This is a genomic window from Streptomyces sp. NBC_01775 (assembly GCF_035917675.1).
Classification (GTDB): domain Bacteria; phylum Actinomycetota; class Actinomycetes; order Streptomycetales; family Streptomycetaceae; genus Streptomyces.
Genome location: NZ_CP109104.1, coordinates 402,224 through 416,304 on the forward strand (window position 1 = coordinate 402,224; position 14,081 = coordinate 416,304).

Here is a 14,081-nt window from a genome sequence, read left to right on the forward strand (position 1 = left end):
CCGACGGCCGGGCGTCGGACCGCGGCCGGATGTCGGGGGCCCGGTGTAGTACCGGAGTACGACGCTTCGTCGTCGCCGCCCCTGTGTGGCCTCGGGCAAGCGCCGCCGGGACCTCTGGGAGCACTGGCCCCTCGCCGACGGCAGGGCCCGTGGCCCGGCAGCCGGGCCGTCGCCCGGCAACTGGGCCTTCACCCGATGGCGGGTCCTACCGCCGAGGACCGGCGCCGTGTACCGGCGCCGGTCGCTCACGGCTAGGACATGGCTCCCACACCCGCCCCCGCAGCCTCGTAGGGTCGCGCCTGCGGGGGCTGTTCCCGGAACCGGGGCGGGGCGATCTCGCTGTGGATGCGGGCGTTCTGCCGCGCCAGCGCCTCCCACAGAAGGCTGACCGGATGGCCGGGAGCGAGGGTTTCGGGATCGCGCCTGCGGAACGCGCCGACGAGCACGCACTGCGGGGGTCCCATGTCCTCCACCAGTCGCAGGGTCCGCAGTCCGCGGGCCTCCGGGAGCAGGCCCTCGGCCACGGCCTCCCCGATGCCCTGGGTGACCAGCATGCTGCCGCTCAGGACACCCGAGCTGAGCAGTTCGAAACCGTAGTGCGCCGAGTCGATCTCCGCGGCTATGCGCATCCTTCGGCGGTAGTCCGGGCCGAACCATCCGCGCAGGAAGTCGGGGATCAGCCCGTCGGCCGACACCACGAGCGGCATCGCCGCGAGCGAGCGCACTCCCACGCCCTCCCAGGGCAGTGCGCCGTCGTCCTGGTTGGTGACGAGGGACAACCCGCTGCGCCGCCACTCCATGACTTCGTAGTCTTCGAAGCGTGCGTCGTTCTCGGCGGCCCCCGCGGACGCCGAGGTGAGGACGCTGCCGCACACCAGGTCGAGTTCGTGTGTACGCAGCTTCTCCAGCAGGGTTCCGCTGCGTACGTGCGCCATTCTCAGCTCCACGCCCTCGCGCGCGAACCGGTCGTTGACCTGTTCGACCGCGTCCAGGAGGTAGCCGAGGGTGTAGCGGGTCGAGCCGACCTTCAGGCTGCGGCCACTGCGTCTGCGGGCGTCGTCCAGGCCCTCGCGCCACTGGTCGAGAGTGCGGCGGGCGAGCCGCGCCAACTCCTCGCCGGTGCCGGTGAACTGTACGCGCTCGCCGCGTCCCCGCTTGCGCAGAAGGGGCTCGCCGCAGTGCTCACCGAGCTTGCGGTTCATCGTGTCGAGCTGCTTTTGGATGCTGGATTGCTCGCGGCCGAGCAGCCGGGCGGCACCGAGCGCCGTGCCCTCCTCGTGCACGGCCAGCAGGGTGCGCAGTTGGTCCATCGTGACGTCAAGCAATCCGGGTGGGTATTCGCCGTTGCCAGGCAGTGGCATAGGCCCTTCTCACTCTCCTCTCGGGCTTGTTCGGGCCCAGCAGCCTAACTCTCGGATGATGTCCAAGAGTTCAGAGGGAATGTTCTCCAGATTCCTTACCGGAAGGTCTGGTTCGACACACGATGCCCATGCAAGGGTCATGCCAAATATCCCCCAGTAGGTCATCTTCACAAGGAGTACCCGAACGTGAGCTACCCCCAGACCGCCCCTCCCCAGGGCGGTACGCACCCCGGCGTTCCGGGCACGCGCCGGGCCGCCGCGCCGCCGCGGAGACCCGGGCTCGTGGTCGCCATGCTGGTCACCGCGGTGCTGGCGGCCTTGTCCGGAGCCATCGGTTCGATGCTGGTCTTCGTCGGCGGCAAGGACCTGGCCGATGAGAACGTCCGCAAGGCCGTGGACAACGACCCCTCTGCCGTGGGTCTGCCCTCGGGCACGACCGCGGCCGACATCGAGAAGCTGAGCGGCACCATGTGGGACGACGTGGTCACCGAGTGGCAGGGCACCATGTCGGCGCGCGCCACGATCGCGCTCGTCTTCGCCGTGGCGCTGCTGCTCTTCGCCCTGTTGGCCCGCAACGGCGCCGTATGGGCCCGGGTGATGATCACCATCGTGGCCCTGCTGGCTGCCGCCTTCCCCCACGCTCTGATCCTCCGTGACGCGGCACCGAGCGGGCTCTACATGACGAGCATCGCCGCCATCCTCCTGGGCCTGCTGGCGCTGGTGATGTGCTGGCTCCCGCCGGTGGGCCGCTACAAGAAGGCGCTCAGGAACAGCTGAGCGCGCTCCTGGGGTGAGCGGTACGCCCGGAGTACGCCTGAAGGACGCGTAGCGACCGTCGGCCACGGGGGCCGACGGCAGCCGTACCTCATCCGGACGGCGGACCACGCACTTCGGCACCCCGCACCCCGCACTTCCGAACACCCTCTGCCCTGTGCCGGCGAGGGGTGTTCGCTGCCCGCGCAACCGCTACGCTCCGGGCGCAAGGCCCTCGTCGTCGCACCGGAGGATGCATAGGTTCCCGGCATGGAACCCTTGGTGATTCGCCCGTCCTTGTACGTGCTCCCTTTTCCCGTCGGCCAGGCGTACCTGTGGTGCGACGGCGAAGGGCGCGATGCCGGGCTGACGCTCGTGGACACCGGTCCGCCCGGCTCCGCCTCCGAGGTGGAGGACGCCATCCGACGCACCGGTGCCGACCCTGGCGCGCTGCGCCGGATCGTGCTCACCCACTTCCATCCGGATCACGCCGGTTCGACGGCGGAGCTGGCCGCCCGGCACGGCGCCGAGGTGATCGCCCACCGGCTGGACGCTCCCGTCGTCCGAGGCGAAGCCTCCGCCCCTCCTCCGGACTTCAGGGACGCGCCGGAGTGGGAACGTGACCTCTTCGACCAGGTGCACGAGCCGTTCGGGATCACCTCCGACGCTCCAGCCGTCCCGCCTGCCCGGCCCTCGCCCGTGGACACCGAGGTGACGGAGGGAGACCGCGTCGAGTTCGGCGGGGGCGCCATGGTGCTCTCCGTTCCCGGCCACACGGAGGGGAGCATCGCGCTGCTGCTGCCCGAGCACGGGACGCTGTTCACCGGGGACACGGTGGCCCGGGTCGGCGGGGAGCCGGCGCCCGGGGTCTTCCACCAGGACAGGACAAGCGCCCTCGCCTCGTTCCGGCGGCTGTGCGCGCTCAGTTCCGGGGACGCGCCGTCCGCTGTGGAAACCGTGTGCTTCGGTCATGGCGAGCCGCTGCCCAGGGGCGGCGGTGAGACGCTGGCGCGAGCCGGTGCAGCGTACAGCTAGTCTGTTCGCCCGCACGGTCGCGCGGGGCGCCGCACGTGCCGTGTCCGCCCGCAGTACGCCCCGGGAGGCCCGCGATGAACCAGCCCTCGCCCCGTCAGGTCGCTTCCATCGAGGGGGTCGGTGTCCGCCGCCTCACCACCGACCAGGTCATCCTCGACGGGATCGACTGGTCGATAGAGGCCGGTGAGCACTGGGCGCTCCTGGGGGCCAACGGCGCGGGCAAGACGACGCTGCTCAAGCTGGTCGGTGCCGTCATGTTTCCCACGACCGGCAGCGTCGAGGTGCTGGGCAACAGGCTCGGCCGCGTGGATGTGCGCGAGCTTCGGGCCCACCTCGGCCATGTCTCCGGCTCTCAGCGCGTCCCGCAGGACGCGACGGCGCACACGGTCGTGCTGACCGGTGCGACGGGTACGGTGCAGCCGCTGTGGCGCGAGTACGACGAGGCGACCCGGCAGCAGGCCAGTGACCTGCTGTCCGAGCTGGAGTGCAAGGAGCTGGCCGACCGGCCGTTCGGAGTGTGCTCGGGAGGGCAGCGGGCCCGCATCCTGATCGCCCGCGCGCTGATGCCCTCACCGTCGCTGCTGCTGCTCGACGAGCCGTTCAACGCGCTGGACCTGCCCTCCCGCGAGGACTTGATCGACGCGCTGCGCCGCCTTGCGGTGGACCGTCCCGGCCTGTCGACGGTCACGGTCACCCACCACCTGGAGGAGCTGCCTCCCAGCACCAGCCACGCGCTGTTGCTGCGCGAGGGCAGGGTGTGCGCCCGCGGGCCCGCGTCCGAGGTGCTCACCGGCGAGCTGATGACGCAGTGCTTCGGCCGCCCGATCGAGGTCACCTCCCAGGACGGCCGCTGGCTGGCGCGCTCCGGCCGCAGTGCCTGAACGGTCCTAGGTCTCCCGTAGGCGGCGGTTTCGTTCGCGGGTCCGTTACCCGCGCGTCCCGCCGTATCTAGCGTCCTCGTATGGACACAGAGAAGAACGGCGTGGACTCGGCGGGGACGGGCCCTGATCCCGACGCCACGGGCACGCTGGACGAGGCGCTGGAGCGGCTGCATCTCAGCGGCCCCGAGCGCGAGGGCTGGCTCAGCAACCACGCGCCGATGGCCGTGGAAGCGCTGGTGCGGCACGGCCACGCGCGGGCCGTGCACCGCTGGGTCGACCGCTACCGGACCAAGCTGGAGGACATGCCGGGGCAGGACTTGCCGGTGACCGGTGCCAACTGGCAGGAGGCGCTGGGCGACCCGCGCCGCCTCGGCGACTGGTCCGGCTTCTTCACCCTCCAGATGGCCGAGCGTCCCTGGCGCGAGGTACTCGCCGAGTGGTGGCCCAGGCTGCTGCCCGGAATCTCAGGGGCGGCCACGCATCCGGTGATCCGCACCGGGCACGCCGTACGCACGCTCCTTTCCGAGGGCGGAGAGACGGCGCCGCGCCGCACCGAGCTGGCCCACGCGCTCGGATACTGGGCCGCGCGGCACAGCGTCCTCCCCGGTGTCACCCGGCTGCCCGCCGCCGCCTCGGCGGAAGCGGGGCTCGCGGCGGTTCCCCTGATCGACGACCAGAGCGGCGGCATCCGGGACCGGCTCTCCCGGATCGGCGCCCTGCCGGACCGTCCGGCCGCGCCTGGCGGCTCCGTCCCGGCAGCATCCGGTGCGAGCGGCGAGGCGACGTCCACGGCGCGCAACGAGGCGGCATCCGGTGCGGGCGGCGAGGCGGCGCCTGAGCGGGTCCGAGCGGCGCTGGAGGAGGTCGTGCGGGCGTCGGCGCACCGCTACGCCACGCACGCGCACGGCTCGCCGGTGATGCTGGTGCACACGGCGACGGCGCCCAACGCGGTACTGCGCGTCCTTCCCGCGCTCCCCCGCCCGCTGTGGGCGGCCGGCGCGGACGCCGCCTGGGCAGCGAGCACGGCCGTATGGGCCGTATACGGCCCGGCCGACGGCACGCCGGCCGCCTCCGCTGCCGGGCACGCCCCCGAGGAGGTGTTCGCGCGCGCGGCGGCACACGGAGACGAGCACGCCATCAAACTGGCCGACACCGTGCTGGACGTGGCGGTCCGTACACCGGGCGGGGATCCCCTCGCGCTGGCGGCCTCGCTGCGCTCGGTGGAGCTGATCGAGCCGGTGTTCTGAGCCTCTCCTCAAGGGCGCCAGAGGTCCTCAGGACGCCACAGGCCGGGCCGGGGCCCGCGCAGGGCCCGACGGGAGCGGACGGGCCGGCCGGAGAGGCGCAGAGCGGCCTCAGAGCGCCGCCCTGAAGCTGTCCAAGGCGTTCTTGTCGAACAGGACGATCCGCAGCTCGGTGAAGCCCTCGCCCTCCTCCCGGAGCGTGCTGACCGCGATGCGCGCCGCGTCCTGGAGCGGCCAGCGGTAGACGCCGGTGGAGATCGCGGGGAACGCGACGGTGCGGGCGCCGAGTTCGCGTGCGACGCGCAGCGACTCGCGGTGGCAGGAGGCGAGCAGCTCGGAGCGGTCCTCCTCCTGGCTCCATACGGGCCCGACCGTGTGGATCACCCAGCGCGCCGGCAGTTTGCCCGCGGTGGTGGCCACCGCCTGACCGGCGGGCAGTCCGTCGGGGAGCCGCTCCGAGCGCAGCTTGCGGCACTCGGCGATGATGTCCGAGCCGCCCCTGCGGTGAATCGCGCCGTCCACCCCTCCTCCGCCCATCAGCGAGGAGTTCGCGGCGTTGACGACGGCGTCGACATCCTGCTCGGTGATGTCGCCCTGAACCGGATTGATATGGGGTTTCGGCATACGGCCCATCCTCACGCGGCGCGTGACGGAACGCATCCGGGTTGCCCGCCGCGCGCACCCTGGTCGGCAGTGACACCTTCGTATTAGCTTGCCCCACCAGTTCGTACGAGCTTGCTCCAGCGGCCTCACCGGCCCCCGCCGGAACCGGCCGTACCGTGTCGCCCCGGAAGGACGGTCTGTCATGGCCAGCGCTCCCTCTCGCCGTTCACTGATGGCCGGCGGCACGGCCGCCGCTCTGACAGCGCCACTGTTCGCCCATGGCGCGGCTGCCGCCCCCTCAGCGCAGGACCGGGACGGGCACGGGCCGCACAGGGTCACCACGGGCGCCGAGTCGGCGGCTGCCGGAGGGTGGCGGATTCTGCGCGACCGCAAGGTGGGCGTCGTCAGCAACCCGACGGGCGTCCTGCGCGACGCCCGCCATGTGGTCGACTCGATGGCGGCGCACAAGGAGCTGAACATCGTCGGGGTCTTCGGGCCGGAGCACGGCTTCCGGGGCAGCGCGCAGGCGGGAGAGTCCGAGCCGGAGTTCAAGGACCCGCGCACCGGACTGACGGTCTACGACGCGTACGGCGCCGACGCGCGGAAGATGGCAGGCCTGTTCAAAAAGGCGGGCGCGGACACGATCGTCTTCGACATCCAGGACGTGGGGGTGCGCTTCTACACCTATGTCTGGACGATGTACCACGCCATGGTGGCGGCCCGCTCCCTCGGCGCCTCCTTCGTCGTCCTGGACCGGCCCAACCCGGTGGGCAGGAGAGCGGACGGCCCGCTGCTGACACCGGAGTTCGCCTCCGGCGTCGGGCTCAAGCCGATCATCCAGCAGCACGGTATGACCGTCGGGGAACTGGCGCGTTACTTCAACGGTGAGCTGCTGCCGAAGGAGGGCGACGGCGGCAGGGTGGAGCTGGAGGTCGTGCGGGTGGGCGGCTGGGATCCGGACACCACCGCCCAGCAGACGGGGCTCCCCTGGGTGCCGCCCTCCCCGAACATGCCGACGCCCGACACGGCGACGGCTTACGCGGGCACCGGATACTTCGAGGGAACGAACCTCTCCGAGGGCCGGGGCACCACACAGCCCTTCCAGTTCATCGGCGCGCCCTTCCTCGACTACCACTACAGCGACCGCCTCAACGCCCTGCGGCTGCCCGGAGTGCGCTTCAGGGAGGGCTATTTCGTGCCCACCTTCAGCAAGCACGAGGGCAAGACCTGCGCCGGCGTACAGCTGCTGGTGACCGATCCGGCGCGCTACGAGCCGGTGCCGACGGCGGTCGCCATGCTGGTGGAGGCCAGGAAGTACGAGGGCTTCGCCTGGCGCGAGGATCCTGACCCCGAACGGCCGTTCTGGATCGACAAGCTGTCCGGCTCTCCCCGGCTGCGCGAGATGATCGACGCCGGAGACAACGTGGAAAAGATCACCGCCGCGTGGCGGGCGGAGGTGCGCGACTTCGAGCGGACGCGCCGGGGGTATCTGCTCTACCGGTGACCCTGGCCGGCCTACCGGTTCCCCTGGCCGGTCTTCGTTTCCCCAGCGCTGACCTGCCGCTGACCTGGTCCGATCTCCGCCGTGTTCCAGCAGATCTCCGCCCGGTGTCCGCCGGTATCCGGTCCGCCCGCCCGTCCGCCCTGCCGCCGGGCGGGCGCCGCCGGAATCTTCTGGCCTTAGGCTCACCTCATGCCCGCACGTTTCAAGGCCCTCGCCCTCGACGCCAAGGACCACCAGACGCTCGCCGACTGGTGGTGCGACGCGCTGGGGTACGAACGGCGCGAACCACCCGCCGGATACACCGAGCAGCCGCCCGAGTGGCCCGTCCCGATCTACGACCCGGAGGGTCCTGGCCCGCTGATCTGGATCAATCCGGTGTCCGACGCCAAAACCGTCAAGAACCGTGTGCACATGGATGTCTTCGGCAACACCCAGGAACTCCTCGCGATGGGTGCGGTCCTGGTGCGTGCCAGGGACGAGGAGATCGGCTGGGACATCCTCCAGGACCCGGAGGGCAACGAGTTCTGCGTCTTCGACCCGAAGCCCCGCGCGGTCCGGGGCTGACGACGCCGGGGACGGCCCGAGGCCCGGTGGCCCCGACCGGTCCGGGAACGGCGGTCCTGGGCCAGGCTGTAGAGCGTTTCGGTCCCGTCGGGCCTGCACACCCCACCGAGCCGCGCGAGCCTGTCGGCGACCTCCCGCTCGCGCAGCACCAGCACGGCGTCGGAGGGTGCGTGGGCGCCATCCGGATGAAGCCACGACGGGCCCCCGCCGTACTGCTCTTCGTCCGCACCGCCGAGCGTGTCCATACCACCACCCCGAGAACACCGCGGCTCGCTCAAGGATCCTGCACAGCGGTGGTGGGGTCGAGCGCGCGGCAGCCACAGCCCGTCGTTCAGCCCACCGTGGCGCCCGCCTCTGAGGGCGCCGTGACACCGGCCTCCGGGCGCACAGCGGCGTCGCCGGCCTCCGAGCGCGCTGCGGCGTCGGTGGTCTGCGCGTCGCGCCGTACCAGGGCGGCGTACCGGCCCCGCAGCGCGAGGAGTTCCTCATGGGTGCCGCGTTCCGCTGTCCGGCCGGCGTCCAGGACGACGATCTGGTCGGCGTCCCGGATGGTCGACAGGCGGTGGGCGATGGTGAGGGTGGTGCGTCCGGCGGAGAGCGCGTCGATGGCTTCCTGGACGGCGCGTTCGGTGCGGGTGTCGAGCGCGCTGGTGGCCTCGTCCAGGATCAGCACGGGCGGGTCGCGCAAGATGGTGCGAGCGAGGGCCAGGCGTTGCTTCTCACCGCCGGAGAAGCGGTACCCGCGCTCTCCCACGAGCGTGTCGTAGCCCTCGGGCAGCGCGGTGATCTGGTCGTGGATCTGGGCGGCGCGAGCGGCTTCGCGCAGTTCCTCGTCCGAGGCATCCGGCTTGGCGAAGCGGAGGTTGTCGGCGACGGTGGCGTGGAAGAGGTAGGTCTCCTGGGAGACCACGCCCACGGCGCCGGAGAGGGTGGCGAACTCCAGGTCGCGTACGTCGACCCCGTCGAGGGTGACCCGCCCCGAGGTCACGTCGTACAGGCGCGGGACCAGATAGCTCAGGGTGCTCTTGCCGGAGCCCGTCGCGCCGACGACGGCCAGGCTGGTGCCCGCCGGGACGGTGAGGTCGATGCCGTGCAGCGTGTTTCCGGTGCTGCCCTTGGCACGGGTCCCCGAGGGCTCTGTCGTGTCGTAGGAGAAGTCGACGTGCTCGAAGCGGACTTCACCCTTCACCTTCGGCAGGGCGACCGGGTGGCTGGGCTCGGTGATGTCGACGGGCAGGTCGAGGTATTCGAAGATGCGCTGGAAGAGCGCGAGCGAGGTCTGCATCTCGACGCCGGTGGTCAGCAGGGAGACCGTGGGGCGCAGCAGTCCTTGCTGGAGGGTGACGAAGGCGACGAGGGTGCCGATCGAGAAGGCGGGGCCGCCGAAGTTCACCAGTACTCCGGCGGTCCAGTACAGCAGGGCGGGGATGGCGGCCATGACGATGCCGATGGTGGACATCCGCCAGCGGCCCGCCATGCTGGAGCTGACCTCCAGGTCGACCAGACGCTCGGACTCGTCGGCGAAGGTCCTGGTGAGGGAGTCGGCCCTGCCCATGGTGCGGCCGAGCAGGATGCCGCTGACCGAGAGGGACTCGGTGACGATGGCGGACATGGCGGCCATCTGCTTCTGCCGCTCCGTGGTGATCCGCTTGCGCTCGCGGCCCACCCGGCGGCTCACCCACACGAAGAAGGGCAGCAGCACCAGGGAGGCGATCGTCAGCCGCCAGTCCAGGGCGAGCATGGCGACGACGGTCGCTATGACGCTGGTGAGGTTGGAGACCAGCGAGGTCGCCGTGGAGGTGACGGTAGCCTGCATCCCGCCGATGTCGTTGGCGATGCGGGATTGGACCTCGCCGGTGCGCGTGCGGGTGAAGAAGGCCAGCGGCATCCGCTGGAGCTTGGCGTAGACGCCGGTGCGCAGGTCGTGCATGACGCGCTGGCCGACGGTCGTGCTGATCAGCGTCTGGAGCACGCCGAAGACGCTGGTCGTCACGGCGGTGACGATCATGCCCAGTGCGAGCAGCGAGAGCAGCCCGGTGCGCCGGTCGGGGATGGCCACATCGAGGATCTCGCGCAGCAGGAAGGGGGAGGCGACGGAGACCAGCGAGGAGGCGCCGACCAGCAGGCCGACCAGGGTGAGGCGTCCTCGGTAGGGGCGGAAGAGGCGGAGGATCCGGCGCACCTGGGCCGGTTGCTCGGTGGTCAGCTGGTCCTTGGGAGACGGCGTCCAGCCGGGGGTCTCATGACGCAAGGGGCTCCTTGGTGGGTGTCGAGGGGTGCGTGTCAGTGGGTCTGGAGGGGTGCGTGCGTCGGAAAGGGGAGGCGGTGCGCGGGCACGAGGCCGCGCGCAGGGTGTGCGCGGGCCGGAGGCGGACACCTGTCTCCGGCGACGGTTAGCGAGCATAGTTCATCGTTACCTATACTCACAATGAACCACGTCCTGATAGCCTGCGGGCATGGTCCACCACCCCGCTGACGAAACCGCCGGAGATCTGGCGGACCAGCTCCTGCGCCTGACCAAACGGATCAACCACGCACACCGGCAGAATCTCGCCCCTGTGGGCGTCACCCCCGCCCAGGCCCGGCTGCTGCGCACGGTCTCGCACAGCCCGGAACCGCCCAGGATGGCCGACCTCGCCGAGCGCCTGGGAGTGGTGCCCCGCCAGGTGACGAGCCTGGTGGACGCCCTGGAGGAGCGCGGCCTGGTACGCCGGGCGCCGGATACGGCCAACCGCCGGGTGATCCGTATCGAGTTGACCGAGGGAGGCACCAGCACGCTCAAGGAGCTGCGCCGGGCCCGCAGGTCGGCGGCCGAGGAGCTGCTGGGGCCGCTCTCGTCCGGCCAGCGCGAGGAACTGAGCAGGCTGCTGACGCTGCTGGACACGGGCTGCTGACCTCCGCCCGCCCCTCATCCGGAGCCCCACGCGGCGGCTGCCGACAACCCCACGTAGCGGTGCCGACAACCCGAGTGGTCGGTGCCAACAGCCCCACCGGCCGCAGCTGTCGGCGCTCGGGCCCGAACTAGCATGTGAAGCTAACAAGAGCCCCTGGTCCGGTTCCCCCGCCCCGGGAACCCCCGCCCCGCCCCTCCGTGTGCCCAGGAGATGCCATGCCGCTGCTCGAACCGAAGCCCGGCGCACTGCGCCCGCAGACCGGCGCGGGGCACTCCCCGGCCGCCGACCGGGTCTCCGACGGCCGGGCCCAGGGCACGGCCCAGCCGCTGCGGGGCGACCTGGAGCGGCTGCTCGGCCCCGGCAAGGTGCTCTCCAAGGTGTCCGACCTGGTGCGCTATGCCTCCGACGCGAGCCCCTACCGCTTCGTGCCCCAGGTCGTGGTGCTGGCCGAGGACCTGAGAGACATCTCGGCCGTGCTCTCCTACGCGCGGGACAACGGCCGCGACGTTGTCTTCCGCTCCGCCGGCACCTCGCTCAACGGCCAGGCGCAGGGCGAGGACATCCTCGTGGACGTACGCCGCCACTGGGCGGGCGTCGAGGTACTGGACCCCGACGGCAGGCGCGTGCGGGTCCGGCCGGGGACGACGGTGTTCCGCACCAATGCCGCACTGGCACCGCACGGAAGGCTGCTCGGGCCCGATCCGGCCAGCGCCATCGCCTGCACGGTGGGAGGCGTGGTCGCCAACAACGCCTCGGGCATGACAGCCGGCACCACGCGCAACTCCTACCGCACGGTCGCCTCTCTCACCGCCGTCCTGCCAAGCGGCACGGTCGTGGACACGGCGAGCCCGACGGCCGAGGAGGACCTGGCACGGGCCGAACCGGCGCTGTGCGAGAGCCTGATGGCGTTCAAGACCGAGATCGAGGCGGACGAAGAGCTGGTCGCCCGTATCCGCGCCAAGTACGAGCTGAAGAACACCAACGGATACCGCCTGGACGCCTTCCTCGACGGCGCGACACCGGTGGAGATCCTGCGTGGCCTCATGGTCGGCTCCCAGGGCACGCTGGGCTTCCTGGCGGAGATCGTCTTCGACACGCTCCCCCTGCACCGGCGCACCTCGACGGGGTTGTTCTTCTTCCCCACCCTGTCCGCCGCCGCTGCCGCCGTGCCCCGTTTCAACGAGGCGGGCGCGATGGCCGTCGAACTGATGGACGGGAACACTCTGCGCGCCTCCGTCAGCGTCTCCGGAGTGCCGCAGGACTGGGCCCGGCTCCCCAAGGAGACCACCGCACTCCTGGTGGAGTTCCGCTCCCCCGACGACGCGGCACGCGAGGAGTGCGAACGGGCGGCGCGCGAGGTGCTCTCGGGGCTGGAACTGGTCGCTCCGGTCCCGTCGGTCACCAACGAGCTGACGCGCGACGCGAAGACGATCGCCGGATACTGGAAGGCGCGCAAGGCGTTCGTCACCGCTGTGGGCGGCTCACGGCCCTCCGGTACGACCCTGATCACCGAGGACTTCGCCGTACCGCCCTCCCGCCTGGCGGAGGCGTGCGAGGCGCTCCTGGAACTCCAGCGCGGGCACGGCTTCGACGCGGCCGTCGCGGGGCACGCTGCGCACGGCAACCTGCACTTCCTGCTGGCCTTCGACGCGGCCGACCCGGGTGATGTCGAGCGGTACGCCGCCTTCATGGACGAGTTCTGCCGGATGACGGTGGAGCGCTTCGACGGCTCCTTGAAGGCCGAGCACGCCACGGGCCGCAACATCGCGCCCTTCCTGGAGCTGGAGTGGGGCGAGCGGGCCACGGAGCTGATGTGGCGGATCAAGCGTGTGCTGGACCCGGCCGGGGTGCTGGCGCCAGGGGTGCTGCTGGACCGCGACCCCAAGGCCCACCTGCGCGGTCTGAAGTCCATCCCGAGCATCGAGGCGCGGGCCGACCCGTGCATCGAGTGCGGCTTTTGCGAACCGACCTGCCCCAGTGAGGATCTGACGACCACGCCGCGCCAGCGCATCGTCCTGCGCCGCGAGATGACGCGCCAGGCCCCCGGCTCCCCCGTCAACGACCGCCTGCTGGACAGCTACGGGTACGACGCGGTGGACACCTGCGCGGGCGACTCCACCTGCAAGCTGGATTGCCCCGTCGGCATCGACACCGGCGCCCTGATGAAGGAGTTCCGGCACGCCCGGCACTCCCCCCGCGAGGAGCGCACCGCCGAGCGCACGGCGCGGCACTTCGCGAGCGTGGAGCGCTCGGCGCGCCTCGCGGTGGCCGCCGCCGACCGGCTGCGCAAGCGCCTGGGCGGGCGCGGCGGCGATCTGGGCGACCGGATGCTCGGCAGGATGACGGGCGCGGCCCGCAAGGCCGTACGCCCCGACCTGGTGCCCGAGTGGCTGCCGGAGATCCCGGGCGCCGCCGCCAGGAGACTGCCCGCGACCGCCAGGCCGATGGCCGCTGCCGTCTACTATCCGGCGTGCGTCAACCGCATCTTCGGCGATCCGGAGGGCTACGAGGGCCTCTCCCTCCCCGAGTCCATGGTCATCGTCTCGGCGCGCGCCGGGCGGCCGGTGTGGATCCCGGAGGACGTCTGCGGCACCTGCTGCGCGACGATCTGGCACTCCAAGGGCTACAAGTCGGGCAACACCTTGATGGCCAACCGGATGGTGGAGGCCGCCTGGCGGTGGACGGACGGCGGCGAGCTTCCGCTGGTGGTGGACGCCTCCTCCTGCACCCTGGGAGTCGCGGAGGAGGTGGTGCCGTATCTGACGGCGGCCAACCGCAAGCTCCACGAGCGGCTGACCATTCTCGACTCGCTGGTGTGGGCCGCCCAGGAACTGCTGCCGCGGCTCACGGTCGAGCAGCGCGTGGCCTCCGCCGTCCTCCACCCCACCTGCTCCATGCGGCACTTGGGTGACGAGGCGGAACTGCGGCAGGTGGCCGAGGCGTGCGCGGAGGAAGTCGTCGTGCCGCTGGATGCCGGATGCTGCGCGTTCGCGGGCGACCGGGGGCTGCTGCACGAGGAGCTGACCGCCTCCGCCACGGCCCGCGAGGCCGCGGAGGTGACCGCCCGCTCCTACGACGCCTACCTTTCGGCCAACCGCACCTGCGAGATCGGCCTCGATCACGCGACGGGCAACCGGGGCTATCACTCCGTCATCCAGGAACTGGAGCGGGCGACCAGGCCCCGCTGAGGCGTCGTCCCGGCGAGCCCTGTGCCGGACCCGCGACGTGGCGTCGTCGGGGCC

The 14,081-nt window shown here is 71.5% G+C and carries 11 protein-coding genes; 8 read left to right on the forward strand and 3 right to left on the reverse strand.

What is annotated here, in order from left to right; translation table 11 throughout:
* Positions 1 to 251 precede the first annotated feature (251 nt).
* Positions 252 to 1,361 (reverse strand): LysR family transcriptional regulator, encoded by a 1,110-nt coding sequence (locus OHB04_RS01935; protein ID WP_326686007.1) that lies wholly within the window; start codon positions 1,359 to 1,361, stop codon positions 252 to 254.
* Between the two features lie 186 nt (positions 1,362 to 1,547).
* Here OHB04_RS01935 and OHB04_RS01940 point away from each other — a divergent pair, with 186 nt between their 5' ends.
* The 4 genes from OHB04_RS01940 (at position 1,548) to OHB04_RS01955 (ending at position 5,277) form a co-directional block, all read left to right on the forward strand.
* Complete coding sequence (locus tag OHB04_RS01940; protein WP_326806603.1) at positions 1,548 to 2,138, forward strand: hypothetical protein; 591 nt, start codon at positions 1,548 to 1,550, stop codon at positions 2,136 to 2,138.
* A gap of 246 nt (positions 2,139 to 2,384) precedes the next feature.
* Positions 2,385 to 3,149 (forward strand): MBL fold metallo-hydrolase, encoded by a 765-nt coding sequence (locus OHB04_RS01945; RefSeq protein ID WP_326806604.1) that lies wholly within the window; start codon positions 2,385 to 2,387, stop codon positions 3,147 to 3,149.
* 74 nt (positions 3,150 to 3,223) lie between these two features.
* The gene (locus OHB04_RS01950; protein ID WP_326686010.1) at positions 3,224 to 4,030 is read left to right on the forward strand and encodes an ABC transporter ATP-binding protein; all 807 of its coding nucleotides are present in this window, start codon (positions 3,224 to 3,226) and stop codon (positions 4,028 to 4,030) included.
* 80 nt (positions 4,031 to 4,110) lie between these two features.
* Positions 4,111 to 5,277, forward strand: coding sequence for a questin oxidase family protein (locus OHB04_RS01955; RefSeq protein WP_326686011.1), 1,167 nt, complete (start codon positions 4,111 to 4,113; stop codon positions 5,275 to 5,277).
* A gap of 108 nt (positions 5,278 to 5,385) precedes the next feature.
* On the opposite strand, the gene OHB04_RS01960 is transcribed toward OHB04_RS01955, so the two are convergent.
* The gene (locus OHB04_RS01960) at positions 5,386 to 5,898 is read right to left on the reverse strand and encodes an O-acetyl-ADP-ribose deacetylase (protein WP_326686012.1); all 513 of its coding nucleotides are present in this window, start codon (positions 5,896 to 5,898) and stop codon (positions 5,386 to 5,388) included.
* 181 nt (positions 5,899 to 6,079) lie between these two features.
* On the opposite strand from OHB04_RS01960, the gene OHB04_RS01965 reads away from it, so the two are divergent.
* Both OHB04_RS01965 and OHB04_RS01970 read left to right on the forward strand, forming a co-directional pair.
* A complete protein-coding gene (locus tag OHB04_RS01965) occupies positions 6,080 to 7,381 on the forward strand; it encodes an exo-beta-N-acetylmuramidase NamZ family protein (RefSeq protein ID WP_326686013.1) in 1,302 nt (433 codons plus the stop codon).
* Between the two features lie 189 nt (positions 7,382 to 7,570).
* A complete protein-coding gene (locus OHB04_RS01970; RefSeq protein WP_326686014.1) occupies positions 7,571 to 7,945 on the forward strand; it encodes a VOC family protein in 375 nt (124 codons plus the stop codon).
* A gap of 331 nt (positions 7,946 to 8,276) precedes the next feature.
* Here OHB04_RS01970 and OHB04_RS01975 read toward each other — a convergent pair whose 3' ends face one another.
* Positions 8,277 to 10,196, reverse strand: a complete 1,920-nt coding sequence (locus OHB04_RS01975) for an ABC transporter ATP-binding protein (protein WP_326806605.1) — start codon at positions 10,194 to 10,196, stop codon at positions 8,277 to 8,279.
* A gap of 205 nt (positions 10,197 to 10,401) precedes the next feature.
* On the opposite strand from OHB04_RS01975, the gene OHB04_RS01980 reads away from it, so the two are divergent.
* Both OHB04_RS01980 and OHB04_RS01985 read left to right on the forward strand, forming a co-directional pair.
* On the forward strand, positions 10,402 to 10,839 hold the full coding sequence (locus tag OHB04_RS01980) for a MarR family winged helix-turn-helix transcriptional regulator (protein WP_326686016.1): 438 nt from the start codon (positions 10,402 to 10,404) through the stop codon (positions 10,837 to 10,839).
* 215 nt (positions 10,840 to 11,054) lie between these two features.
* A complete protein-coding gene (locus OHB04_RS01985; protein ID WP_326806606.1) occupies positions 11,055 to 14,027 on the forward strand; it encodes an FAD-binding and (Fe-S)-binding domain-containing protein in 2,973 nt (990 codons plus the stop codon).
* The last annotated feature ends 54 nt before the right edge of the window (positions 14,028 to 14,081 follow it).